Here is a 23,778-nt window from a genome sequence, read left to right as displayed (position 1 = left end):
CCTTGCCTCTGCGTAGCACGTTCACGCGTTTCTTTCAGTTGGAAGCTGCCAGCGGTCTGCTATTGATCGCGGCAGCCATCCTCGCGCTGATCATCAACAACTCGCCGCTGTCGTGGCTCTACACCGGCCTGCTCGACACCCCCGTGGTGGCGCAGATCGGTGCGCTGAAAATCGCCAAACCCCTGCTGCTATGGATCAACGACGGCCTGATGGCGATGTTCTTCCTGCTCATCGGTCTGGAAGTCAAACGCGAAGTGCTCGACGGCCAGTTGTCCAAGCCCTCGCAGATCGTCCTGCCCGGCGCAGCGGCGATCGGCGGCATGCTGGTCCCGGCACTGATCTACTGGTTTCTCAACCGCGACAACCCCGCCGCCCTGAGTGGCTGGGCCATCCCGACCGCCACCGACATCGCTTTCGCCCTCGGCGTACTGGCGCTGCTCGGCAAGCGCGTGCCGGTGTCGCTGAAACTGTTCCTGATGACCCTGGCGATCATCGATGACCTCGGTGCGATCGTGATCATCGCGATCTTCTATTCCGGCGAACTCTCGACCCTGTCCCTGGGCCTGGCGGCTGCGTGCATTGCCGCGCTGGTGGCGATGAACCGGCTCGGCGTGGTCAAGCTCGGGCCGTACATGATCATCGGCTTGATCCTCTGGGTCTGCGTGCTCAAGAGCGGGGTCCACGCGACATTGGCTGGCGTGACTCTGGCTTTCTGCATCCCACTGCGCACGAAAAATGCCGAGCCGTCGCCGCTGCTGACCCTCGAACACGCGCTGCACCCCTGGGTCGCCTACGGCATCCTGCCGCTGTTCGCCTTCGCCAACGCTGGCCTGTCGCTGAGCGGCGTCACCGTCGAAAGCTTCACCCACGACGTACCGATGGGCATCGCCATCGGCCTGCTGCTGGGCAAGACCATCGGCGTGTTCGGGCTGACGTGGCTGGCGGTCAAGATCGGCATCGCCGCCCTGCCCCAAGGCGCCAACTGGGGCCAGATTCTCGGCGTGGCGATCCTCTGCGGCATCGGCTTCACCATGAGCCTGTTCGTCGGCTCGCTGGCCTTCGAACCGGGCGTGAGTGATTACGCCGGCATGGATCGCATGGGCATCCTCACCGGCTCGATTCTCGCGGCAGTGATTGGTTATGCAGTGACGGCGGCGGCGAGTCGCAAGCAGGCTGCGTTACCGTCCGTGTAATAAATATGGCGAGAGGAGCCCTCTCGCCATCCGCTTTGTTGCAACGCAGCGAACAATCCCTACGTTTTTAGCGACGCGTCCTACAGCCACATTTTCCCCGCTTCGATAACGTCGTGCAGCCCCTTTTCAACGGGGCTGTCGATGGTGAACGAAGGGACGATCAGTGGCGCGGAACAAGGACATCCCCCAGGTAAAGAACCCACCGGCGGGCGACGGGCATCACGTAACCTGGCGGGATATGACGGCCGCTGAACTGGCCGAGCGCGAAGCCGGGCAAGACGCTTACGACGCGATGCTGGCGCGGCAGGAGGCGTTCGAACGCAGCCGTGAAGTGGCGGCGAAAAAACCTCAAGCCGTGCGTGCCGGCAGTGTATTCGCCAAGTCCTGCAAATTGCCGGATGCGATTATCGATTACGGCAATCCTTCCGGCATGGTGCCGACCGACAGCCTGAGGGATTACGGCGAGCTGATACTGCTCGGTGCTCGCGAAGCCGACCCAAGCGGCGGCATTCCTCTCAAGAAAATCAGCGCCAACGCCATCCCGGTCGGGTTCGGCAGTCTGGCCTTGGCAGGCTCGGCTTTCGAAGCGCTGCCGGCGCTCCTCTCCAGTGCGACCGCTGCGCCTTTGGTCGGGCTGGTTGCGCTTTTAATGCCATCAAGCCTGGGCGACAGCGCGCTCTATACCGATGAGCAACTAAGCACACTCAAACAAGCCCGAACCCGCGTGCGCCTGCGCGTCGAGCAACAGGCCGATGGGGGCCTCAAGGGTTACGGCTTCTACACCGGCAAGAACCGCGATTGGGAAATGGTCGATGTCGTGCAATTCACTGCACGCGGCGACCGGTTCGTTGCGGATTTGGGTGAAGGCGTCGAACTGCTCTGGACCCCGGCGGTGGATGGCTCGGACATTCTAGGCATTCCGGCGCTGGAGGCTGCCCCGCAAGCACCGCATATCTGGGTTTATCCACCGACGAAAGCGGCCGACTGGATACTGGTGAATCCGGTTTATCCGCCGGAGTACAAAGATTTCATTCTGGTGTTTCCCGCAGATTCGGGTGTAAAACCGATTTACACCGTTGTCAGCTCTGCGAAAGGCACCGCTGAAGCGGGACATACTTATCACCCCGCTCCCGAGACGTCGGATATCACAGCCTTTCCCGATTTAAGAAGAGCAAAAAAGAAAACGCCGTTCAACGGAGGGCTCCGCGATCGCTGGATCAATGCAAAAGGCCGAATAATCTATGAGTGGGACTATTTACATGGCGAGCTTGAAGCCTACCGCGCAAGCGATGGTAGCCATTTAGGCTCTTACGACCATAGAACTGGTGAACAGATAGATCCACCAAAAAAGAACCGTAGTATCAAAAAATATTTATGAGGATTGCATGGGACTCAAAGTCAGACTCGAATGGTATGACCAACAAACCGAACTGGGGGAAGGGGAGGAACTGTCGAAAGATTTCGGTGAGGACGTTTCATTAATGGAAGCATTAGGCCTACCGTCGAAAACCTTCAATAACGGCGGATTCGATGTGAACGCCGATTGGGTCGAGACTCTCCAGCCCCACTTCCAGCATTCAATCCAATTTTCGTCTTACGACTATCAGGTATCGTTTGTTTACCGTGATCAATGGTAGATGGGACTGAAAGTAAGATTGGAATGGTACGACACAGCAACGTTGGAGTATCAAGGGGAGAGTCGCCAAACGATCTGGGTGATGATGAGTCAGTGTTAAACGCCTTGGGGATCCCCGCCGAGGACGACATCAATAATGGCAGCTTGAACGTCGTTCAAAACTGGCTGTCCACAATTCAGCCGTTTCAACATCAACTCGATTCGAAAGTCCACTACTAGCAAATTTCGTTTGACTACGGCTGACAGCCCGAAGGTTTAGCTCCATGCGCTTTCTTTCGATTACCGGATTCTTCCCTGACGAAGTCCAAGATGACTCCTTGCAATTCGAGCTGGATATCACAGGCAGCGAGATGAATGAAAAAGTGGCTCAGCTCATTGAATCAAAGCCCTTGGATGAGGTAGAACCCGGCGAGCTGTTGTTGACTCAGGATCAGGTAACCGCATTGGAAAACCTGCTCGACGTCAGTTTTCCAAAGGGCCTCGAATACTTCATGGGCACCTGCGCCACATACTGAATGAACAATTCACAAGCAAAGAAAAACCCCGACCAGTCACCTGATCGGGGTTTTCTTTTACCCGGCTTCTCGCTTAGTGCGAAACGCGGCTGGTCCCGCCAACGGTGGAAATCCGTACCCGCTCACCGACGCGGAATACTTCGTTCTCCTGAACCTGCTGCACATAGGCGCGCATGCTGCCGTCGTCTTCGCGGACGGTGATTTCCACGCCCTGGGTGCGAGTCAGGCCTTCCTCGGTGGCCGAGCCAAGCAGGCCGCCAGCCACTGCGCCGATGACTGCAGCGACGATGCTGCCCTTGCCGCCGCCGATAGCGCTGCCGCCGACGCCGCCGACCACTGCGCCTGCTGCGCCGCCAATCGGGGTTTTGGTGCCTTCGATTTTGACCGGTCGCAGGGATTCGATGGTGCCCATGCGAATCGTCTGCACACGACGCGCTTCGTCACGGGAGTAGGAGTCGCCGGTGAGGCTCGATTGGCAGCCGGTCAGCAACATCGCCATCGTGGAAAAGGAAGCAACCAGCAGAACAGACTTACGCATAGCATCAACTCCAAAAGAACAGGTGTTCATTAAACTCCGTGGCCTGGCGCCTGTCACGACACCATCCGGATAAAATTGGCTTCCATTCAGGCTGGATACAGATGCCTGCGAGCGTCCACTTAAAGTAGCGTGAAATCACTGAATCTGCGCCATCGCCCTTCATCCCGCTCGGTAGACTGCTCAGGGTGCCAGTCGTTCAAGAATCCACTCGGCACCCTGGAGGCGGTAATTAAGGCGATCATGCAGACGGCTGGAACGGCCCTGCCAGAACTCGATGCGCTCCGGCAACAAACGGTAACCGCCCCAATGTTCAGGGCAATGCGGCTGGGTGTCGCTGAAGCGTTGCTCGGTGGCTTTGAGCAGATCTTCCAGTTCACCACGACCGTTGATGACCCGGCTCTGCGGTGAGGCCCAGGCGCCGAGACGGCTGCCCAAGGGTCGTACCTGATAATACGCATCGGACTCTTGCGGCGTGACCTTGACCGCCCGTCCTTCGATGCGCACCTGGCGCTCCAGGGTTGGCCAGAAAAAGGTCATGGCGGCAAACGGGTTGGCCGCCAGATGCTGGCCCTTGGCGCTGTCGTAATTGGTGAAAAAAGTGAAGCCCTGCTCGTCGAGGCCCTTGAGCAGCAGAATGCGGCAATGCGGACGACCGTCGGCATCGACCGTGGCCAGGGTCATGGCGTTGGCTTCCACCGGCGCCTGCTCGGTTTTCACCGCATCGGCAAACCATTGGTGAAACAGCGCAAACGGCTCGGCCGGGGCTTGCGCCTCGGTCAGACCGTCACGGGTGTAATCGCGACGCATATCGGCCAGAGCCTGGGTCATGGCGGATTCCTTTTCGTTAGCGGATCACTTTTTAGCGGGGTCGGCTGCGGCGACTTTCTTGTCGGTCGCGGCGGCTTTGGCGGGTGCAGCCTTTTTCACTGGAGCCTTGGCCGGAGCCTTTTTCGCAGGAGCCTTGGCGGCAGCTTTCTTGGCCGGCGCTTTTTTCGCCGCCGGGGCAGCAGCTTTCTTCGCGGCAGGCGCTGGAGTAGCTGGTTTGGCCACTGGCTTGACGTCTTGCGCAGCGACCAGGGTGACTGGCTTCGGCGCCGGCATGTTGTATTTGCTCAGCAGCGCGACCATGGTGTTTTGCGGGGTGACCAGCAGTTCGACACGACGGTTCAGGGCGCGACCCTCAACGCTGTCATTGGCAGCACGCGGCGCTTCGGAACCCATGCCGCGCAGCATCAGGCGATCACGCTGCAAGCCGCTGAGGCGGAAAATCGCTGCAACCGACTGCGCACGTTCCTGACTCAACTTGATGTTGGCCGGTGCTGCACCGCTGGTGTCGCTGTGACCGAGCACCAGCACGGCGGTTTTCGGGTCGGCTTCGAGAATTTTCGCCACGCGGGTGAACGGGCCGAGGGTGACCGGCAGCAGCATGGCCGGACGGTCCGGGTTGAACGAGCCTTCCACCGGCGCTGTTACGACCAGTACGTTATCGCGACGCTCGAGTTGCAGTTTGCTGTCCTTCACCGCTTCGCGCAGACGCGGTTCGTAGTCGTCGAGCCAGGCTTGAGTGACCTTCGGATCCGGCATCGGCACTGCTTTGGCGGTTGGCTGATCCTTGCCGCCGAACGGCCACCACCATTTGCCATTGGACTGCGCCTGGGCTTTGGCCACCTCGACCGGTTTGGCTTCAGGTTTGACCTCGGCTTTCAGATCGGCCTTGACCGCTTCATCGCTCGAACCGAACGGCCAGTACCACGGGTTGCTGCTTTCGGCCTTGGCCACTGGCGCGGTCGCCGCCGGTTTCAACGGGGCCGGGGCCGGGGCCGGAGCCGGATCTTTGGCCGCGACTTTGTCAGAAGAACCGAACGGCCACCAACTGCCGCCGTCCGCATCGTTTTTCGGGGTCTGTGCGCAACCGGTGATCGCAACACACAGGGCCAGGGCGAGGGTCTTTTTAGATGACATTGAAAATCCACAAAATGAAGTAATGAAAAATCAGAGCACTTTCGCCCGGATAAACAGCCGTTTTGAAACGAAAATCCCTATGAGGTTCCGACCCTGGAACCGCAGTTGAAGCTTTACAGACAAGTGGCAAGCACCCGCGCCAGCTTTTGCGCGCGCGGATCCATCAAAACGTAAGGCCCCAGGGTATTTGTCACGAAACCGAAAGCCACATCGTGCTCAGGATCAGCAAAACCGATCGAGCCGCCCGCTCCCGGATGGCCGAACGCGCGTGGGCCGAGGCCGTAGGTGGCGTTGGGCACGTCCGGTTGATCGAGCATGCAGCCGAGGCCGAAGCGGGTGCGCGTGAGCAAAGTCTTGTCGTCGCCGAGGCTGTGCTCGCGGGTCAGCTCTTCGAGCATCTCGCTCTCGAGCAGGCTGCCATCGAGCAGACCGGCATAGAAACCGGCAAGGCTACGCGCGTTGCCGTGGCCGTTGGCTGCCGGTTGCTGCATGCGCCGCCACTCCGGTTTGTTGGTGCTGGTCAGCACGGACGGTGGATTGGTGAAGGCGCGGGTGGTCATGGCCGTTGGTTCGCGCATGGTCACTTGCAGCAAGCGCTGGGCCGCGGCGTCGCCGGGGTTACCTTTGCCGCGGGCGATGTGCGCCACGCGATGAAATTCTTCGTCGGCGAGGCCTACATGGAAATCCAGACCCAAAGGTTTGGCAACCCGAGCGACGATCGATTCGCCCGGCCCACGCCCGTCAGCACGGCGCAGCAATTCGCCGACCAGCCAACCGTAGGTGATCGCGGCGTACCCGTGACCGGTGCCCGGCGTCCACCACGGCGCTTCGGCCGCGAGGGCGTCGACCATGGTTTTCCAGTCGTAAAGGGCTTCAGGGGCGAGCAGTTCGCGCAGCGCTGGCAGGCCGGCCTGATGGCAGAGCAATTGGCGCAAGGTTACAGATTCTTTGCCGGCGGCAGCGAACTCCGGCCAGTAGCGGGCAACCGGGGCGTCGAGTTGCAACTTGCCTTCGGCTACCAGTTGCAGCGCGGTGACAGCAGTGAAGGTCTTGGTGCAGGAGAACAGGTTGGCAATGGTGTCGCTGTGCCAGGCTTCGGCGCCATCCTTGTCGGCGGTACCGGACCAGAGGTCGAGGACGGTTTCTCCACCGACCTTGATGCACAGGGCTGCGCCGCGTTCCTGGGGATCGTCGAACAGTGCGGCGAAAGCCTCGCGCACCGCTTCGAATTGAAGCTCGTAATGTCCCTGAATCTGCACCCGCAACTCCCCGCGAAAACGCTCTACAAAGTGGCCCGCATTGTTCCAGCCCTTGAGGGATTTGGGAACAGGCGCGGGCCAGACGGTTAAAAGCCAAATTAAAGACCGTAGCCTTCGGCAGCTCCTGCATGGGATGACGTCCCCTGCAGGCGCTGCCGAAGGCTGCGATCTTTGTGGGCGTCACGCCTTAATGACCATTCCCCGAATGCCCACCCGCCTGCCCGGGCCCTGCTGCGTTGCCAGCCTCAGCCTTGCGCCCGCCTTCAGTCTCGGAGCGCGGCGTTTTCTGCGCCTCCTTGCCCAACTGCTCAAGCGTCTGCAGATTGCTTTTGCGCACCGCCTCGACAAAGCCCTGATACGGCAGATCGGTAACTGCGACCAGCCCGAAATGGCCGTTCTCGCCGTCGAGCAACCGCCCGGTCACCGGTTGGTCGAGATACTGGAACCAGTGCACGCCGACAATCGACGGCTCGCTCAGCGCCTGTTTGAGGAAATTGGCATAGGCAGGGCCGCGATCTTCTTCTCTGGCCAATTGCGTCACGCCGCCCCAGAACGGGCCTCGGTCTGCCGAGCCGAAGTTGAACTCCGTGATCAACACCGGTTTGTCCAGCGCCGCCAGCGTGGCGAAGTCATAACCATCCTGCGGCTTGAGCGTGTACATATTGAAACTCAAGACATCGCAATACTGCGCGCAGGACGCCACGGCCTCAGGTGTGCTGATGGCGAAGCGACCGCCAAGCAACATCTGGTTCGGCGCGTGCCACTTCAGCGAATCGGAAATGGTCTTGAAGTAGGTGTCGGCGAAAACCTTCTGGAAGTATTTGAAATCCGCCTCGATTTCCGGATGCTCAGGACTCGGCAATGGCGGCACGAAGCCCGGGTCTTCCATCAATTCCCACGCCGGCAACTCGATGCCCCAGGCCTTGGACAGACCGGCCTGATTGCGGTACTTGTCACGCAATTGCTTGAGAAAGGCGCGTTTGGCCGGCACGTCGGTGGTCATTTTCAATGTGCCGTAGGCGAGCGCGTAGCGAGCCTTCGGATCGTCGCCAGAGCCGGCCCAGGCCAGCTCGTTATCGGCGTAATAACCGATCAGCCACGGATCGTCGCGATGATCGCGAGCGGCAATGGCCACGGCGCGCTCGGTGGCCATCGCGAAACGTGGATCGAACGGATCGGGCATGCCGCCCCACCAATCGCTACCGGTGCTGATGCTGGCATAATCGCCGACGATCGACAGCGGCAAGGTGTACGGCACGCGCTCAGCGTCCGCCAGCGACGGCGCGCTCCAGTTGCCGACGGTGTTGAAACCCCAGGCCTGCAACCGATCGAGGGTATGCCGGGTCCAACGCTCTTCATCAATCGTGGCTGTGCACGGCGCGGTTTGCGCGCTGGACGTTTGCACCGCATCGGTCTGCGCCGCTTCGGCAATACCCGATTTTGGCTCGGCAGGCACCGCTGCGGTTTCAGCGGCCTGCACCGAGCTGGCCTCAGTCGCGCCCGCCTTCGCCGCTTCGGCGATCCCGGCCTTGTTGTCGCTGTCCGGTTTGCACGGTTCGCCGTACAGGCGTTGCAGATTGGCGCCGTAGAAGTCGTACCAGCGGCCATTGCCGTAGCCACGGCCCTGATCGGCGCCGTTGCCGCCACGGTTGTCGCCTTCGCCAAAATGCGCGGCCAGCGGGTCGCCGTTCTTCGGCAATGATTCGAACATGTATTCGCGCCCCGCCACGTAGGTCCGGTTGACCTGCGGGCTCACCGTATTGACACCCAGCGAGTAGAACGGATGGCCTTCAGGAGTCACCAGATACCAGCGGCCATCGCGTTTTTCTGTGCGGAAGAAACCGCTGGCCTTGAACGCCGGGCCTTCATTCCAGCCGCCGAATTTGTCCAGCGGGGACTTTTCGCGCTCGGCCAGCCAGTTGTTCAGTTGTTGCTGCTCTTTGCTGGCGGCGCTTTTCAGTTGCTCGTCGCTGCTGACTTTTTCCGGCCATTTGCTGCGGCTCGACTGCCCGTACGCGTCGACCAGATTGCCATACACCGCCTGTGTCACCGATTCGCCGTCCTGCACGCCAAAACGCTCGAGCAACAGGTTCTGCGCGACTTTCGGCTGATCCATCGACAGGCTCACCGAAACCACCTGGCTGCGATCGATTTCGCCGGTGCTGCTGGCCAGCAGGATGCGCTGGCCATCGACGGTCATCGGCATCGGCGGGCCGGCTTTCATGCCTTGGCTCAACGGAGTCGACGCCACCAGCGGCACCAGCAACGTTTGCGCAGGACCGGCCGGCAGATCGACACGACTGACTAAGGTACGACCATCGTTGCTTTGGATCTGCACATAAACCGTCACCGCCCAGTTCATCGCACTCTGCAAACGCAGGGTCATCATGCCGGACTGCGACCAGTCCCAAGCCCCGGTCTGCGGGGTCAGACGCAAGGTCGGCCGTGCAACCGGGTTGAACGTGACCCGGCGCAACACTTCGCCTTCGGGCGTCTGCTCAGCATTGGCCTGCGGCAGGTCGGCGTTTTCCGTGGCGATTTTGACCACGTCGGCCGGGCGCACGAAGTTGAACAGCGTCTGCTGACCGGCGGGCGCCGCCAGCGAAGGCGCGGCAAAGATCAAGGCGAAAACAGCGGGCAACGAACGGCGGATCATAAGAACGGAGTTCTCCCTAACGACCAGTCAAGGCCAGTGAAAAAGCGGTGGCAGAGAGATAGACAACGCGGCGGGCCAATCGGCCCACCCGTGTCTCAGGATATTTCACGACGGAAAGGCGGCAACGCATTGAGGATCGCCTTGCCGTAGCGCTGGGTGACCAGACGCCGGTCGAGCAAGGTGATGGTGCCGCGGTCTTCTTCGGTGCGCAGCAGACGGCCGCAGGCCTGAACCAGTTTCAGCGAGGCATCGGGCACGGAGATTTCCATGAACGGATTGCCACCGCGCGCCTCGATCCACTCCGACAACGCGGCTTCGACCGGATCGTCAGGCACCGAGAACGGAATCTTGGCGATCACCACGTGCTCGCAATAAGCCCCTGGCAAGTCGACACCTTCGGCAAAACTGGCCAGCCCGAACAGCACGCTGGAATCACCGCCGTCGACCCGCGCCTTGTGCTTGTTCAGGGTTTCCTGTTTCGACAGGTTGCCCTGAATGAACACTTGCTTGCGCCAGTCACGGTCGAGACCGTCGAACACGTCCTGCATCTGCTTGCGCGAGGAGAACAGCACCAGCGTGCCGCGGGAACCTTCGACCAGATCGGGCAGTTCGCGAATGATTGCCGCCGTGTGGGCAGCGGCATCGCGCGGGTCGGCCTTCAGATCCGGCACGCGCAACACGCCGGCGTCGGCATGATGGAACGGGCTCGGCACCACCGCTGTGACAGCCTTTTTCGGCAGTCCGGCGCGCATGCGGAAGCGGTCGAAAGTGCCCAGCGCCGTCAACGTCGCGGACGTCACCAGGCAGCCGTAAGCGACATTCCACAAACTGCGACGCAAGGTTTCCGCCGCCAGAATCGGGCTGGCGTTGACCTCGATATCGAACAGCGAGCCACTTTCGGCCAACGTCAGCCAGCGCGCCATGGGCGGGCTGTCTTCCGGGTCTTCGGCGGTGAACGCGGTCCATAATTCCCAGTTGCCGGAAGCACGGGACAACAGGCTGCCGAACAGCGGATACCATTCTTCGGCCTGATTGCTGGCAATGCCGATGTTGACCTCGCCGTCCATGCCTTCCTTGAGCAGGTCGGTCAAACGTTGGAACAGATCGTTGAGACGGGAAAAGCCTTTTTTAAGCTCGATGCCCATCTCGCGCATGTGCTCGGGAATCACTCCGCCGACGAAGCGATGACGCGGGCGCTCACGGCCTTCGACATCTTCGCCGGGTTTGAAATCGGCGATCTGCTCGCACGCGGTGAACATGAACTGCTGCTGGGTCTTGATCTCCCGCGCCAGCTCCGGCACCTGCTCGATCAGCTTGCCCAGATCGCCCGGCAGCGGATGCTGGGCCAGCAGTTTGGTGAGGTTCTTGGCGGTGGTTTCCAGCCAGTCGGCGGTGGAGCGCAGGCGCGTGTAATGAGCGAAATGGCCGATGGCCTTGTCCGGCAGGTGGTGACCTTCGTCGAACACGTAAATGGTGTCGCGCGGATCCGGCAGCACGGCGCCGCCGCCCAAGGCCAGGTCAGCCAGAACCATGTCGTGGTTGGTGACGATCACGTCGACCTTGCCCATGCCTTCGCGGGCCTTGTAGAAGGCGCACTGGCCGAAGTTCGGGCAATGACGGTTGGTGCACTGGCTGTGATCGGTGGTCAGGCGCGCCCAATCGGCGTCTTCCAGCGCGTTCGGCCAACTGTCGCGATCGCCGTCCCACTTATTGCCGGCGAGTTTCTCGATCATGCTGGTGAACAGCTTCTGACTGGCCTCGTCGACTTCGATCTTGAAGCCTTCTTCCTCGAACAGCTGCGCGGTGGCGGTTTGCGCGTGGCCTTCCTGCAACAGCATGTCGAGCTTGGACAGACACATGTAGCGGCCACGGCCCTTGGCCAGGGCGAAACTGAAATTGAGCCCGCTGTTGCGCATCAGATCGGGCAGATCCTTGTAGACAATCTGCTCTTGCAGGGCGACGGTCGCGGTGGCAATCACCAGACGCTTGCCGGCCAGCTTCGCCGTGGGGATCGCCGCCAGGCTGTAGGCCACCGTCTTGCCGGTACCGGTGCCGGCTTCCACCGCGACAATCGCGGGGTCGCCACTGCGCCGGCCTTCGTCATCGGTGTCGATATCCCCGAGGACCTTGGCGATTTCGGCGATCATCAGGCGCTGGCCGTAACGCGGCTTGAGGCTCTTGGCCTCTAGAAAACGCGAATAGGCGCCCTGGATCGTGGTTTTGAGTTCAGTGCTGATCATTGAGTGTCGGGCGCAAAACGCTGGATAAATTTTCAGTGGTTTGATTCGGCGGCTATCATACCCCGCTAATCGATCCTGCGCAGAACGGAGTGACCCAATGACACCTTTTAGCCTCGTTTACCCTCTGCATGTCCTCGCCGCATTGGTGTGGGTCGGCGGTATGTTTTTCGCCTGGATGGTCTTGCGCCCTGCGGCTGTGAAGGCCCTGGACGGCCCCGCTCGCCTGACCCTGTGGGTGGAAGTGTTTCAAGGTTTTTTCCGTTGGGTCTGGGTCGCGGTGATCCTGTTGCCGATCAGCGGCGTGGGCATGTTGCATCTGCAGCAGGTCGGATTTGAAACCGCGCCGAAGTATGTGCAGGTGATGATCGGTTTGTATGTGGTGATGACGGCGCTGTTCATCCGGATTCAGGGGTTGATGCTGCCGGAGTTGCGCAAAGCGGTTGAGGCGAAGGATTGGCCGGCGGGTGCGGCGGTGCTGGGGCGGATTCGCCGGGTGGTGGGGCTCAATCTGCTGGTCGGGTTGGTGCTGGTGGCGGTGGCTGCGGCTCGGCCGTGACCGTTCCCAAGCTCTGCGTGGGAACGATCAGCGGGTTGGCCGTTAAAGGCGCTGCACAGTCACAGCCCCCGCCGCTCCCTCCGGCCCAGGCTGGCCATCCGCACCGGCCTTGCCGTTCTTGCCGCCGTCAGCGCGATAGACCAGGCAGCCCTTGGACTTGCCACCCTTGCCCGCCTTGCCGCCAACACCCGCCGGGCCGCCGGCACCGCCAGCCACGTTGACCTTGATCAGCTCGACCGGAAAATCCCGTGGCACGGCCAGGCGCACCAGTGCTCCCGGCGCGCCTGGCTGGCCATCGCTGCCGTCACTGCCATCGGCGCCGTGACCGGCCGAGCCATAGGTGCAGCCCGGATCTTCACCGTTGCCGCCGTCGAGGCCGACAAAACCTGGCGCACCCCTACCACCACGGGCATCGACCGTCAGTTGCGGCGCGCTCAGGGCCTGAAATTGCAGATTCAGATTGCGCCCGGCCCGGGCAGCTTTTTCGTAAGTGCCGGGGGCGCCACGTGCGGTGATCTGGCTGCCGTCGCTCAATTCAGCACGTTTCACTTTCATCTCCAGCGCCTGCTCAGCCGGAACGATGGCGATGCGTGCTTCATGGCCCAGTCGCAATTCATCAATGTTCAATTCGGTCACGTTGGACGGGATCAGCAGAGTGCCGTAATCGGCGACTTCCAGCTTCTCCAGTTGCAGCGTGCTGGTGGTGTTGGGCAAACGCATCAGCGAATTGCTTTGCACGTTGACCACCTGGGCGCAGGCCAGTGGACTGATGAATGCAGCAAGCAGGCAGAGTTTACGCATGGGAAGAAGCCTCCGGAGCGGCCGGGGCCGGGATGGTTTGCAGATGGAAAACGCCGAACAACAGGATGCGGCCACGATCACGCCAAGGGTGCGCACGCCCCTTGAGGCTGCGGTTGCACAGCAGCACTTCAAGCACATGAATCAGCAACAACAGAGCGCCGGCCAGATTGACCAGCAGATGCAGCGGATGAACAAACGGCACCAGTTGATTGGCCAGTACCACGCAGCAGAACAGCAGGGTCAGCAAACGCCCCAGCCCCCAGAACACCTTCATACGCTCCCCCGTGTTGCGAATTATTCTTTGCACGCACAGTACCGGCTTCTGCGGGGGATAAGCCAGAGGGAAAAATGAAATTTGTGCAAACGCTGATGAAATGGCTGCCGGGGCGACGATCTCGACCCGGCAGCTCTAGCCTGCGTACTACAGACGCTTTCTATCGATTGATGTGCAGCTCGACGCGGCGATTTTCCGCGCGGCCTTCATCGGTGGCGTTATCGGCGACTGGCTCACTTTCGCCTCGGCCCTCGCTGGTAAGCTTGTTCGGCGCCAGGCCCTGACTCAGCAAGTACGCTGCAACGCTGCTCGCGCGCCGCTCCGACAGCGCCTGGTTATAGGCGTCGGAGCCTTTGCTGTCTGTATGCCCGATGACTTTGATGCTGACCACATCGGCATTGCGCAGCTTGTCCATCAAGGTGTCGAGCTGGGCTTTTGCCGCCGGGGTCAGGTCGGACTTGTCGAAATCGAACAGCACGTTGCCGGCATCGCTCAGGGTGATTACTTCAGTTTGCGGCGCCGGTTCGACCGGTTTGACTGCGGCCGGATATTGCGGCAGCGGACAGCCACGATGATCGACTTCGGTATTTTCCGGCGTGTCCGGGCAACGGTCACGGCGGTCAAAAACGCCGTCGCTGTCTTCGTCGCCATCCTGGGCGTAACAGATCAGCCCCCCGGCGACGATGCCCAATGCCGCGCCACCACCGGCCCAGCCGGCGCTTTCGATCGCGCCAAGACCGCCGCCGACCAGGCCGCCAAGCAGGCTGCAGATCGGCCAGGTACGTTGATTGAGGGGGGCGGTGCCATCGCTGTGAGTGGCACAACCGGTGAGCAAGCTGCCTAGCAGCAGCACCGGCAAGACGGACCTTGAGAAAACACGCATTTGTGAACGCTCCTGTGTACCGGCCCATACCGGTTACACAGGAGTAAAGACCCGCATCCGCGACTGCACAAGCCGTGGATGCGAGAGGGGCTAGCGGACGATTTTGATTTCGGTGCGACGGTTCTGCGCACGACCATCGGCCGACTTGTTGTCAGCGACAGGCTGGCTTTCACCAAGGCCCGACACCGAAACGAAGCTGGCGCGCGGTACGCCCTGCTGGATCAGGTATTCCACCACCGAATGCGCACGCCGATCCGAGAGTTTCTTGTTGTAGGCATCGCTGCCGACACTGTCGGTGTGACCGGTTACGGTCAGTTGCGCGGTAGCGGACTCCTGTTTCAGGCGATCGGCGACCTTGTCCAGCACTTGCTTGTCAGGGCCGGTCAGCGTGGCTTTGTCGAACTCGAAGTGCACGTCACGAATGACGATGGTTTCTTCTTTGACCACAACCGCTTCTTCGATCACTGGCGCAGGCGTCGGTGGCGGGCAGCCGTCCGCATCGACCTGTACGCCTTTAGGCGTGCCCGGGCACTTGTCGCGACTGTCCGGCACGCCATCGCCGTCTTCATCGCCATCACCGTGCACCCAGCAATAGGCCGCCGCCGTACCGCCAACAATCAGCGCACCATAACCGGCCCATGAAGCGCTTTCCGTCGCGCCGAGACCGGCACCGACCACGCCACCGACCGCCGCACAGGTCGGCCAGTCGGTTTTCTGCAAACCTGCACAACCAGTCAACACACTGGTTAGCAGAACCAAGGGTAATGCTGTCCGAACTATGCTCATCTAGTGTTCTCCTGAGGGATCGGCTTGAAACCGATTCAGGGAGTAAAGACCGGAGTTTTAATCTCCGCCAGCAATAGGCCACCGCTGTTTGCGACCGTGTTCACAGGGGTTTGCCACTTTTAGTGAAAACCGACGCAACCGGGCGCTTTGCCGCCGCAGTCTGGCAGGCTAGTCTTGGCGGTCTGACTGAGGAGCTTCGATGAACGTCGCCATTTCTTCGCGCACGCCGCAACAGGCGTTGGCCGCTTTGCTGGATCGCTACGCCCCGGCCCGACTGCTGCTGATTGGCGCCAGCGAATTTCCGGCTCTGGATGCCTTCAAACAGGCGCACCCTGACACGCTGGTGGCCCATGCCGCGCCCGGCGCCTTGCCCGCCGAGCTGGCCGCGCAACGTTTTGATCTGGCGCTGGTGGTCGATTGCCTGGAACATTTGCCCAAGCGCGAGGGCCTGAACCTGTTGGGCGGCATCCGCAATCTCAACGCCAGCCGCATCGCGGTGCTGGCGGATCTGGCGGCCAGCGGCTGGCATCAAACCGATTTCTATTCGCTGGCCCTGCAGGCCAGCGAGCGTTTCCAGCGCGACGAGCAGGTGCTGACCCTGTTCACTTACGATCTGCTCGACTACAAACAAGTCCCCGACTGGCTCAATTCGCGTTTTTGGGCCAATCCGGAAAACTTCGGGAAATACTGGTGGTAATGCAATGAGTACAGCCATTTGCCCTTGCGGCAGCGGCAATCTGCTGGATGCCTGCTGCGGCCCTTATCACGACGGCCACCCGGCACCGTGCGCCGAAGCCTTGATGCGCTCGCGCTACAGCGCTTATGTGCTGGGCCTGGTCGACTATCTGGTGGCGACCACCCTGCCCGCCCAGCAAACAGGTTTGAACCGACAATCGATCAGTGACTGGAGCGCGCAGAGCACCTGGCTCGGCCTTGAGGTCGAAAGTTCGGAAGTATTCGGCGGCCAGCCGGAGCACGCCTTCGTCACCTTCACTGCGCGTTGGCACGACAGCCAGGGCGAGCACAGCCACCGCGAGCGCTCCTCGTTCGTGCAGAACGCCGGACGCTGGTATTTCATCGACCCGACGGTACAGATGAAATTGGGCCGCAATGACGGCTGCCCATGCGGCAGCGGGCAGAAGTTCAAGAAGTGTTGTGCGGGTTATTTCGGCGCTTGAAAGCCAAGATCAAAAGATCCCAGCCTTCGCCAGCCCTGACGCAGGACTTTCGCCCATTCTGTAGGAGCTGCCGAAGGCTGCGATCTTTTTAGGTCTAGACTGGCACCAAAGGGAGTAACACCATGCTTGGTCGCCGGCGCACATTACATTTTCTGCTGTTGATGCTGATCGTAAACCTCGGCGGCTGTGCCTCGTGGTTCAGCGGTGACAGCGTCGAGCCCACCGTGCATTTGGTGAAAGTCGAGGTGGTGCGGGCCAAGTTGCTCGAGCAGAAATTCATCCTGCATTTTCGCGTCGACAATCCCAACGACAGTGACCTGACTGTGCGTGGCCTCGAATATCGGATTCACCTGGCCGACATGCTGCTCACTGAAGGCGAGCATGAGCACTGGTTTACCGTCGGGCCCAAACGCAGCGCTTACTTTAAAGTCCCGATCCGCACCAACCTTTGGCCGAAGGTCAAACACGTGGTGAAACTGCTGAAAAATCCGAACCAGCAGATTCCCTATCGATTGCAGGGGGAAATGGAAACCGGTTTATTCATCGCCCACTACGTGCACCTTGAGCGCAATGGCGTGATAATCCCCGCCGATCTAACTCCGGAGTGACCTCGATGACCCAGCAACCCCATGTCCATGGCCCTGACTGCAACCACGATCATGACCACCATCACGATCACGACCATGGCCATGTCCACGGCCCGAACTGCGGCCACGCCCACCAGGAACCGGTGCGCAACGCCCTGAAAGACGTCGGCCGCAACGACCCTTGCCCATGCGGCAACGGCAAGAAATTCAAGAAGTGCCACGGCGCTTGATGCCACGGGCGCAGATCCTCTTCGCCTGACACACCGCTTTCGCGAGCAAGCCCGCTCCCACAGTCAATTGCATTCCTTCTGACGAAATGCGGTCGAGTGCAGGAGCGAGCCTGCTCGCGAAGGCGGCGGCGCCTCCACTAAAAAACTTCAGCCCGCCGCCAGAATCTGCGAAGAGCCGACCACCGTCGCATACTCCCCATCAAGATTGCCCAGCGACATCCCGTGCACCTCTTCAGCACTACGCGGTGTGCCGAAGTAATCAGCCTTGTCGAAAGTAAAGCACGCATCCTCTGCCACCCACGTGTCGAACCCCAAATTGCCTGCGCTGCGCGCCGTTGACTCAACCGAGTTATTGGTCGCGACACCGACAATGATCAATTGGCCAACCCCCGCCTCGTGCAACCGCAGTTGCAGCCCGGTTGCGCAGAACGCGTCCGGCACCTGTTTCTGGATCAGCCATTCACGGTCCTGCGCAACGAAGCGCGGCTGAAACTCCACCCCGGACTGCTCGGGCCAGAACACCGAATCAGGTGAGCGCGACAAATGCTGGACGTGAATTACCGGGCGTCTGGTCCGCCGCCACAGCGCCAATAATTCGAGCATTCTCTCCTCGGCCTGAGGATTATTCCGTCGCCCCAGACGCGGATGCAGAATGCCTTTCTGCTGGTCGATGATGATCAGCGCAGCGTTGCTCTGAAGCTCCATGACGATCTTACTCCTGGCAGGTCTCTGGACTTTTTCCGTAGTTCAACATCAGCGCTTTCTCACAGGCAACTGCCAAGCCTCTGACCGATCAGCCGACAACTGCATAAATAACCGCTCGCCCCGCTTGCGCGGCCCTCGCGCCGTCACTAACGTAGCGGCTTTATTGCACCCCCAGCCTTATACCCCCGCAGGAGCTTCGCCATGGCCTCGCCAGCCCTTACACATTTTCTTCCCCGGTTCGGCGTTGCCGCAGCAGTGGCCGGTGTCCTCGGCCTGTCCGGTTGCCAGACCTGGAATGCCCAGGACAGCCTGCCACCAACCTCCGGCGTGCAACCGCTCAAGGGCCTGGCGCAGAACGTATCGGTGAGGCGCAATGCGATGGGCATGCCGCTGATCGAAAGCAACAGCTTCCATGACGCACTGTTCAGTCTCGGTTACGTCCATGCCAGCGACCGCATCAACCAGATGGTCACCCTGCGGCTGTTGGCTCAGGGCCGGCTGGCGGAAATGTCCGGCGCCTCGATGCTCGATGCCGACCGCTACATGCGCGCGGTCAATCTGAAGAAGAGCGCCGGCGAGCTGTATAAGGCCTCGTCGCCACGACTCAAACGCTTCTTCGAAGTGTATGCGCGGGGCGTCAATGCGTATCTGTTCCGCTACGCCGACAAGTTGCCGGGCGACCTCGCCGCCAGCGGCTACAAACCGGAATACTGGAAACCGGAAGATTCGGCGCTGATTTTTGCCCTGCTCAACTTCAGCCAGTCGGCCAACCTGCCGGAGGAAATCCAGTCACTGGTGCTCGCGCAAACCGTGACCACCGACAAACTCGCCTGGCTGACTCCGTCGGCGCCTGATGAAAACCTGCCCGTGGCTGAAGCCGACAAGCTGCAGGGCCTCAAACTCAATGGGCAGATTCCGGGCCTGACGGAACTGAGCAGCGCCAGCCAGCAACTGTCGGCGCTGAACCTGCTCGGCACGCCGACTGCGAACAACTGGGCGATCGCCCCGCAACGCAGCCGCAGCGGCAAGAGCCTGTTGGCCAGCGATGCCCACGGGCCACTGGCCGCGCCGTCGTTGTGGAGTTTCGTGCAGATCCGCGCGCCGAAATATCAGGCCGCTGGCGTCACGGTTGCCGGCCTGCCGATGGTGCTCGGCGGCTTCAACGGCAAAGTGGCGTGGAGCATGACTAGCGTGCTTGGCGATAACCAGGACCTGTTCCTTGAGAAAATTCGCCGTCAGGGCAGCAGCCTCACTTATGAAGTCAACGGCAAATGGCAGCCGCTGGGTGTGCGCAACGAAACCTACTTTGTCAAAGGCCAGCGACCGATTCGCGAAGCCGTATACGAAACCCGCCACGGCGCGCTGCTCAACAGTGCCCAGGCAGCGGCGCAGGGCAGCGGTTTCGGCCTCGCTTTGCAGACACCGAGTTTCACTGACGACAAATCGCTGGACGCCTTCTTCGACCTGACCCGCGCGCAGAACGTCGAGCGCGCATCGGACGCCAGTCGCGAAATCCGCGCCATTACCCTGAATCTGGTGTTTGCCGATGCGAGCAATATCGGCTGGCAGGTCACCGGGCGCTTCCCCAACCGTCGCGAAGGTGAAGGCCTGCTGCCCTCGCCGGGCTGGGACGGTCGCTACGACTGGGACGGTTACGCCGACCCGATGTTGCACCCCTACGATCAGGACCCGGCGCAAGGCTGGCTCGGCACCGCCAACCAGCGCGTCATCCCCGACGGCTACGGCATGCAGTTGTCGAAATCCTGGGCGGCACCGGAGCGTGGCGAACGCTTGGCGGAAATGGCTGGCAGCGGCAAGCACGACAGCCGCAGCGTGATCGCCATGCAGTACGACCAGACCACCACCTTCGCCGCGAAATTGAAAAAAGTCTTCGAAGCACCGGGCATGAAGCAGCCGCTGAAACAGGCGATCGACGCCCTGCCGGAAGCCGAGCGGAGCAAGGCTCGCGAAGCGTTCATGCGTTTGATGGCCTTCGACGGCAAGCTCAGCCCGACCTCGGCGGATGCGGCGATTTATGAACTGTTTCTGCAGGAAAGCATGAAGCAGATTTTCCTCGACGAACTGGGGCCAGAGTCGAGCCCGGCGTGGAAAGCCTTTGTCGCCAATGGCGATCTGTCCTACGCAGCGCAGGCTGACCATCTCCTGGGACGCGAGGACAGTCCGTTCTGGGATGACCTGCGCACGCCGCAGAAGGAAGATAAATCGGTGATTCTTGCCCGCAGCCTCGCTGCGGCGATTACGGCTGGCGACAGTCAGTTGGGCGGCGATCATCGCGCCTGGCAGTGGGGCAAATTGCACAGCTATGCGTGGAAGAACAGCAACGGTCAGACTGTGCGCGGGCCGCTGGCGGCCGGTGGCGACCACACCACGCTGAACAGCTCGGCGTTTGCCTGGGGCCAGGACTTCGTCACCGCGCGCGCGCCGTCGATGCGCTTTATCGTCGACTTCGGCCAGAGCGAACCGCTGATGGCGCAGAACGGTACGGGGCAGTCGGGCAATCCACTGAGTCCCAACTACCTGAACGGGATCGATGCGTGGCTCAAGGGTCAGTACATCGGCCTGCCGATGCAGCCGCAGAACTTTGATCGGGTGTATGGCAAGACACGGTTGACCCTGACTCCCGGCAAGTAACAGCTGCAACCTGTGGGAGCGGGCTTGCTCGCGAAGGCGTCCTGTCAGTCGATACCGGTATCGTCTGAAACACCGCTTTCGCGAGCATGCCCGCCCCCACATGGCCTTTGCGTAGCACTTCAAAACCGATCGAACTTCCAGACTCACGCCCGCCTCATAGTTAACAAGCCCCCCATTCCGGTCACGACATGGATCTTGTTATCGCCCGACCTGAAGGTCTCTACTGCCCCGCCGGGGATTTCTATATCGATCCGTGGCGGCCGGTCGAGCGTTCGGTGATTACCCATGCCCATGGCGATCACGCGCGCACCGGTAATCAGCACTATCTGTCGAGCAGCGCCAGCGCCGGGATTCTGCGCGCGCGTCTGGGTCAGGACATCCAGTTGCAAACCCTCGACTACGGCCAGCGCCTGACCCACCACGGCGTCACCCTGAGTTTTCACCCCGCCGGGCATGTCCTCGGCTCGGCGCAGGTGCGCCTTGAATATGGCGGCGAAGTCTGGGTCGCATCCGGCGATTACAAGGTCGAGCCGGACGGCACCTGCACTCCATTCGAACCAGTACGCTGCCACACCTTCATCACCGAATCGACCTTCGGCCTGCCGATCTATCGCTGGCAGCCGCAGGCGCAGATCTTCGCTGAGATCAATCAATGGTGGGCGGCCAATATCGCCGCCGGCAAGGCCAGCGTGCTGTTCTGCTACTCCTTCGGCAAGGCTCAGCGGATTCTTCACGGAATCGACGAAACCCTCGGGCCGATCCTCAGTCACGGCGCGGTCGAACCATTGAACCGCGTCTACCGCGATGCCGGCGTGTACCTGCCGCCGACGATCTATGCGGGCGACGTGAAAAAAAGCGACCCGATCATGCGCCAGGCGCTGGTCATTGCTCCGCCTTCGGCGGGCGGCAGTACCTGGATGCGCCGTTTCGGCGATTTCAGCGATGCCTTCGCCAGTGGCTGGATGCGCCTTCGCGGCACCCGGCGGCGGCGCGGCGTTGATCGAGGCTTTGTGCTCTCCGATCACGCCGACTGGCCCGGCCTGCTCTGGGCGATCAACCAGACTGGCGCGGAACGAGTGATGGTCACCCATGGCTCGATCGGCGTGCTCGTGCGTCATCTGCGCGAACAGGGCCTTGATGCGCAAGGCTTCAGCACCGAATACGGCGATGACGAAGACGACAACACCGCCACCGAACCCACCGTTGCCGAGACCCACGTATGAAGGCATTCGCCGAGTTATATACCGAACTCGACGCCACCACGTCGAGCAACGCCAAGCTGGCGGCGATGCAGGCATACTTCGCGCAGGCCGCGTCAGAAGATGCCGCATGGGCGGTTTATTTTCTTTCTGGCGGCAGGCCCCGGCAACTGGTGCCGGTGCGTATCCTTCGCGAGCTGGCCGTCGAGGTTTCGGGCCTGGAGCCGTGGCTGTTCGAAGAAAGCTACCAGGCGGTCGGCGATCTGGCCGAGACCATTTCTCTGGTGCTGCCGGAAAATCCCCACAGCTCCGAGGCCGGTCTTGCCGAATGGATCGAAGACAAGCTGTTGCCGTTGCGCGGTGAAACACCGGAGTATCTGGCACGGCAACTGCCGATGTTGTGGGCGCAGCTGGATCGGCCGAGCCTGATGCTGTGCATCAAGTTGATCACCGGCAGTTTCCGTGTCGGCGTATCGAAATTGCTGGTCACCCGCGCACTCGCCTCGATGGCTGGGCTCGACAGCAAACGCGTGGCTCAACGTCTGGTCGGTTACACCGATCTGTCGAACCGGCCGACTGCGGCCAGTTACCTGAAACTTATCGCCCCGGAGTCGGCTGACGAGCACGCCCAGCGCGGCGGCCAGCCCTACCCGTTTTTTCTCGCCCATGCCTTGTCGCAACCCGTCGAGGAATTCGAAACACTGCTCGGACCGGCCAGCGACTGGCAGGTGGAATGGAAGTGGGATGGCATCCGCGCGCAGGTGGTCAAGCGTGACGGCAAGCTGTGGGTATGGTCGCGCGGCGAAGAGCTGGTAACCGAGCGCTTTCCCGAACTCGATGTGTTGGTTCACGGCTTGCCCGATGGCACGGTGATCGATGGCGAAATCGTCGTATGGAAAAGCTCCCATCCGAGCAGCGAAGATGCCTTCGATCCGCAATCGGATGAGCCGCCCGCCGTGCAACCGTTCGCCCTGCTGCAACAACGCATCGGCCGCAAAACCCTCGACAAGAAGATTCTCGAAGAGGTGCCAGTGGTGGTACTCGCTTACGATTTGCTGGAATGGCAGGGCGAGGACTGGCGCAATCAACCGCAGGTCAAGCGCCGTGCGCAACTCGAACAGGTGATCGCGCGTTGCAACAGCCCGGTCCTGCTGCCCTCGCCTGTCCTGACCGGCGACGACTGGCTAGACCTCGGTCGCCAGCGCGAGGCGTCACGCAAGCTCGGTGTCGAGGGCATGATGCTCAAGGCCCGGGATTCGTTGTATGGCGTGGGCCGTACCAAGGACATGGGCGTGTGGTGGAAGTGGAAAGTCGATCCGTTCAGCGTCGACGCGGTACTGATTTACGCCCAGCGCGGGCACGGTCGGCGCGCCAGTCTTTACAGCGATTACACCTTCGCCGTGTGGGACGGCCCGCCCGAATCCAGTCAGCGCTCGCTGGTGCCGTTCGCCAAGGCCTATTCGGGGCTGACCGATGAGGAGATGCGCCAGGTCGACAGCATCGTGCGCAAGACCACGGTGGAGAAATTCGGCCCGGTCAGCAGCGTCAAACCGAGCCTGGTGTTCGAACTGGGCTTCGAAGGCATCGCCCTGTCGCGCCGGCACAAGAGCGGCATCGCGGTGCGCTTTCCGCGAATGCTGCGCTGGCGCAAGGACAAGACCGTCGAAGAAGCCGACAGCCTCGCTACCCTCCAGGATCTGCTGGCTTAGCCCCTTTTCACTGATCGTTCCCACGCTCTGCGTGGGAATGCAGCCCGGGACGCTCTGCTTCCCCTCCAGACCCGAACGCGGAGCGTCCGTTGATGCATTCCCACGCAGGAGCGTGGGAACGATCAATCATCCTGGCGCCAAAACAGTGCAGAAATTTTCAGTCAACCTTCCCGCCGCACCAAAAACTTTCCTGCCCTGTGCTACAACCTTTTAAAACAC

24 protein-coding genes are annotated in these 23,778 nt (G+C 61.2%); 13 read left to right on the top strand and 11 right to left on the bottom strand.

The genetic code is table 11. The annotated features are described in order from the left end of the window. Positions 1–2 precede the first annotated feature (2 nt). From nhaA to CXF97_RS10155, 5 genes are all read left to right on the top strand, one after another. Entirely contained in the window at positions 3–1,193 is a 1,191-nt protein-coding gene (gene nhaA, locus CXF97_RS10175) for a Na+/H+ antiporter NhaA (protein WP_101158389.1), read from the top strand. A 163-nt stretch (positions 1,194–1,356) separates the two neighbouring features. Beyond that, positions 1,357–2,571, top strand: a complete 1,215-nt coding sequence (locus CXF97_RS10170) for an S-type pyocin domain-containing protein (RefSeq protein ID WP_101158388.1) — start codon at positions 1,357–1,359, stop codon at positions 2,569–2,571. 7 nt (positions 2,572–2,578) lie between these two features. After that, positions 2,579–2,830, top strand: coding sequence for a colicin E3-like toxin immunity protein (locus CXF97_RS10165; RefSeq protein ID WP_101158387.1), 252 nt, complete (start codon positions 2,579–2,581; stop codon positions 2,828–2,830). Then, a complete protein-coding gene (locus tag CXF97_RS10160) occupies positions 2,824–3,048 on the top strand; it encodes a colicin E3-like toxin immunity protein (RefSeq protein ID WP_371918379.1) in 225 nt (74 codons plus the stop codon). Before CXF97_RS10165 ends, CXF97_RS10160 begins: the two co-directional genes overlap by 7 nt. A 44-nt stretch (positions 3,049–3,092) precedes the next feature. Beyond that, entirely contained in the window at positions 3,093–3,344 is a 252-nt protein-coding gene (locus CXF97_RS10155) for a pyocin S6 family toxin immunity protein (RefSeq protein WP_101158386.1), read from the top strand. A 73-nt stretch (positions 3,345–3,417) separates the two neighbouring features. On the opposite strand, the gene CXF97_RS10150 is transcribed toward CXF97_RS10155, so the two are convergent. From CXF97_RS10150 to dinG, 6 genes are all read right to left on the bottom strand, one after another. After that, positions 3,418–3,882, bottom strand: coding sequence for a glycine zipper 2TM domain-containing protein (locus CXF97_RS10150; RefSeq protein ID WP_016771369.1), 465 nt, complete (start codon positions 3,880–3,882; stop codon positions 3,418–3,420). A gap of 180 nt (positions 3,883–4,062) precedes the next feature. Next, entirely contained in the window at positions 4,063–4,710 is a 648-nt protein-coding gene (gene pdxH / locus CXF97_RS10145) for a pyridoxamine 5'-phosphate oxidase (protein WP_101158385.1), read from the bottom strand. Positions 4,711–4,734: 24 nt separating this feature from the next. Then, a complete protein-coding gene (locus CXF97_RS10140) occupies positions 4,735–5,844 on the bottom strand; it encodes an OmpA family protein (RefSeq protein ID WP_101158384.1) in 1,110 nt (369 codons plus the stop codon). Between the two features lie 113 nt (positions 5,845–5,957). Then, on the bottom strand, positions 5,958–7,103 hold the full coding sequence (locus tag CXF97_RS10135) for a serine hydrolase domain-containing protein (RefSeq protein WP_101158383.1): 1,146 nt from the start codon (positions 7,101–7,103) through the stop codon (positions 5,958–5,960). A gap of 187 nt (positions 7,104–7,290) precedes the next feature. Then, entirely contained in the window at positions 7,291–9,759 is a 2,469-nt protein-coding gene (locus tag CXF97_RS10130; RefSeq protein ID WP_101158382.1) for a beta-galactosidase, read from the bottom strand. 95 nt (positions 9,760–9,854) lie between these two features. Then, entirely contained in the window at positions 9,855–11,999 is a 2,145-nt protein-coding gene (gene dinG / locus CXF97_RS10125; RefSeq protein ID WP_101158381.1) for an ATP-dependent DNA helicase DinG, read from the bottom strand. 97 nt (positions 12,000–12,096) lie between these two features. Here dinG and CXF97_RS10120 point away from each other — a divergent pair, with 97 nt between their 5' ends. Continuing rightward, a complete protein-coding gene (locus CXF97_RS10120) occupies positions 12,097–12,555 on the top strand; it encodes a CopD family protein (protein ID WP_076566254.1) in 459 nt (152 codons plus the stop codon). A gap of 42 nt (positions 12,556–12,597) precedes the next feature. On the opposite strand, the gene CXF97_RS10115 is transcribed toward CXF97_RS10120, so the two are convergent. The 4 genes from CXF97_RS10115 to CXF97_RS10100 all read right to left on the bottom strand — a co-directional run bounded on the left by CXF97_RS10115 (position 12,598) and on the right by CXF97_RS10100 (position 15,299). Beyond that, positions 12,598–13,356, bottom strand: a complete 759-nt coding sequence (locus CXF97_RS10115; protein WP_101158380.1) for a collagen-like protein — start codon at positions 13,354–13,356, stop codon at positions 12,598–12,600. Then, positions 13,349–13,630, bottom strand: a complete 282-nt coding sequence (locus CXF97_RS10110) for a DUF1145 domain-containing protein (RefSeq protein WP_101158379.1) — start codon at positions 13,628–13,630, stop codon at positions 13,349–13,351. The genes CXF97_RS10115 and CXF97_RS10110 overlap by 8 nt, the downstream gene beginning before the upstream one ends. 160 nt (positions 13,631–13,790) lie before the next feature. Then, positions 13,791–14,513 carry an OmpA family protein gene (locus CXF97_RS10105; RefSeq protein ID WP_101158378.1) on the bottom strand — a complete coding sequence of 241 codons (723 nt, stop codon included), beginning with the start codon at positions 14,511–14,513 and terminating at the stop codon, positions 13,791–13,793. A gap of 90 nt (positions 14,514–14,603) precedes the next feature. Then, positions 14,604–15,299 (bottom strand): OmpA family protein, encoded by a 696-nt coding sequence (locus CXF97_RS10100; RefSeq protein ID WP_101158377.1) that lies wholly within the window; start codon positions 15,297–15,299, stop codon positions 14,604–14,606. 199 nt (positions 15,300–15,498) lie between these two features. On the opposite strand from CXF97_RS10100, the gene CXF97_RS10095 reads away from it, so the two are divergent. The 4 genes from CXF97_RS10095 (at position 15,499) to CXF97_RS10080 (ending at position 17,294) form a co-directional block, all read left to right on the top strand. Then, positions 15,499–15,996: a DUF6231 family protein gene (locus CXF97_RS10095; RefSeq protein WP_101158376.1), complete on the top strand. Its 498-nt coding sequence runs from the start codon at positions 15,499–15,501 to the stop codon at positions 15,994–15,996. Between the two features lie 4 nt (positions 15,997–16,000). Further along, positions 16,001–16,477 (top strand): YchJ family protein, encoded by a 477-nt coding sequence (locus CXF97_RS10090; protein ID WP_101158375.1) that lies wholly within the window; start codon positions 16,001–16,003, stop codon positions 16,475–16,477. Between the two features lie 122 nt (positions 16,478–16,599). Then, positions 16,600–17,085, top strand: a complete 486-nt coding sequence (locus tag CXF97_RS10085; protein WP_101158374.1) for an LEA type 2 family protein — start codon at positions 16,600–16,602, stop codon at positions 17,083–17,085. Between the two features lie 5 nt (positions 17,086–17,090). Further along, the gene (locus CXF97_RS10080; RefSeq protein ID WP_003198420.1) at positions 17,091–17,294 is read left to right on the top strand and encodes an SEC-C metal-binding domain-containing protein; all 204 of its coding nucleotides are present in this window, start codon (positions 17,091–17,093) and stop codon (positions 17,292–17,294) included. Between the two features lie 147 nt (positions 17,295–17,441). On the opposite strand, the gene CXF97_RS10075 is transcribed toward CXF97_RS10080, so the two are convergent. Continuing rightward, on the bottom strand, positions 17,442–17,999 hold the full coding sequence (locus CXF97_RS10075) for a cysteine hydrolase family protein (protein WP_101158373.1): 558 nt from the start codon (positions 17,997–17,999) through the stop codon (positions 17,442–17,444). A gap of 201 nt (positions 18,000–18,200) precedes the next feature. Between CXF97_RS10075 and CXF97_RS10070 the strand changes: the two genes are divergently transcribed. The 3 genes from CXF97_RS10070 (at position 18,201) to CXF97_RS10055 (ending at position 23,559) form a co-directional block, all read left to right on the top strand. Further along, the gene (locus CXF97_RS10070) at positions 18,201–20,651 is read left to right on the top strand and encodes a penicillin acylase family protein (protein ID WP_101158372.1); all 2,451 of its coding nucleotides are present in this window, start codon (positions 18,201–18,203) and stop codon (positions 20,649–20,651) included. A gap of 188 nt (positions 20,652–20,839) precedes the next feature. After that, entirely contained in the window at positions 20,840–21,874 is a 1,035-nt protein-coding gene (locus CXF97_RS10060; RefSeq protein ID WP_101158371.1) for a ligase-associated DNA damage response exonuclease, read from the top strand. Continuing rightward, positions 21,871–23,559 (top strand): ATP-dependent DNA ligase, encoded by a 1,689-nt coding sequence (locus CXF97_RS10055; RefSeq protein ID WP_101158370.1) that lies wholly within the window; start codon positions 21,871–21,873, stop codon positions 23,557–23,559. The genes CXF97_RS10060 and CXF97_RS10055 overlap by 4 nt, the downstream gene beginning before the upstream one ends. Positions 23,560–23,778: the final 219 nt, after the last annotated feature.

The sequence above is a fragment of the Pseudomonas sp. Choline-02u-1 genome, from assembly GCF_002836515.1.
Classification (GTDB): Bacteria; Pseudomonadota; Gammaproteobacteria; order Pseudomonadales; family Pseudomonadaceae; genus Aquipseudomonas.
Note: the sequence above shows the minus strand (reverse complement) of the source record. Positions and strands in the feature narration are given on the sequence as shown.

Coding starts and splice junctions, on each gene's coding strand:
- CXF97_RS10165 (WP_101158387.1), top strand. CDS start 2,579: ATGGGACTCAAAGTCAGACTCGAATGGTATGACCAACAAACCGAACTG.
- CXF97_RS10160 (WP_371918379.1), top strand. CDS start 2,824: ATGGTAGATGGGACTGAAAGTAAGATTGGAATGGTACGACACAGCAAC.
- CXF97_RS10155 (WP_101158386.1), top strand. CDS start 3,093: ATGCGCTTTCTTTCGATTACCGGATTCTTCCCTGACGAAGTCCAAGAT.
- CXF97_RS10150 (WP_016771369.1), bottom strand. CDS start 3,882: ATGCGTAAGTCTGTTCTGCTGGTTGCTTCCTTTTCCACGATGGCGATG.
- pdxH (WP_101158385.1), bottom strand. CDS start 4,710: ATGACCCAGGCTCTGGCCGATATGCGTCGCGATTACACCCGTGACGGT.
- CXF97_RS10140 (WP_101158384.1), bottom strand. CDS start 5,844: ATGTCATCTAAAAAGACCCTCGCCCTGGCCCTGTGTGTTGCGATCACC.
- CXF97_RS10130 (WP_101158382.1), bottom strand. CDS start 9,759: ATGATCCGCCGTTCGTTGCCCGCTGTTTTCGCCTTGATCTTTGCCGCG.
- dinG (WP_101158381.1), bottom strand. CDS start 11,999: ATGATCAGCACTGAACTCAAAACCACGATCCAGGGCGCCTATTCGCGT.
- CXF97_RS10120 (WP_076566254.1), top strand. CDS start 12,097: ATGACACCTTTTAGCCTCGTTTACCCTCTGCATGTCCTCGCCGCATTG.
- CXF97_RS10115 (WP_101158380.1), bottom strand. CDS start 13,356: ATGCGTAAACTCTGCCTGCTTGCTGCATTCATCAGTCCACTGGCCTGC.
- CXF97_RS10110 (WP_101158379.1), bottom strand. CDS start 13,630: ATGAAGGTGTTCTGGGGGCTGGGGCGTTTGCTGACCCTGCTGTTCTGC.
- CXF97_RS10105 (WP_101158378.1), bottom strand. CDS start 14,513: ATGCGTGTTTTCTCAAGGTCCGTCTTGCCGGTGCTGCTGCTAGGCAGC.
- CXF97_RS10100 (WP_101158377.1), bottom strand. CDS start 15,299: ATGAGCATAGTTCGGACAGCATTACCCTTGGTTCTGCTAACCAGTGTG.
- CXF97_RS10095 (WP_101158376.1), top strand. CDS start 15,499: ATGAACGTCGCCATTTCTTCGCGCACGCCGCAACAGGCGTTGGCCGCT.
- CXF97_RS10090 (WP_101158375.1), top strand. CDS start 16,001: ATGAGTACAGCCATTTGCCCTTGCGGCAGCGGCAATCTGCTGGATGCC.
- CXF97_RS10085 (WP_101158374.1), top strand. CDS start 16,600: ATGCTTGGTCGCCGGCGCACATTACATTTTCTGCTGTTGATGCTGATC.
- CXF97_RS10080 (WP_003198420.1), top strand. CDS start 17,091: ATGACCCAGCAACCCCATGTCCATGGCCCTGACTGCAACCACGATCAT.
- CXF97_RS10075 (WP_101158373.1), bottom strand. CDS start 17,999: ATGGAGCTTCAGAGCAACGCTGCGCTGATCATCATCGACCAGCAGAAA.
- CXF97_RS10070 (WP_101158372.1), top strand. CDS start 18,201: ATGGCCTCGCCAGCCCTTACACATTTTCTTCCCCGGTTCGGCGTTGCC.
- CXF97_RS10060 (WP_101158371.1), top strand. CDS start 20,840: ATGGATCTTGTTATCGCCCGACCTGAAGGTCTCTACTGCCCCGCCGGG.
- CXF97_RS10055 (WP_101158370.1), top strand. CDS start 21,871: ATGAAGGCATTCGCCGAGTTATATACCGAACTCGACGCCACCACGTCG.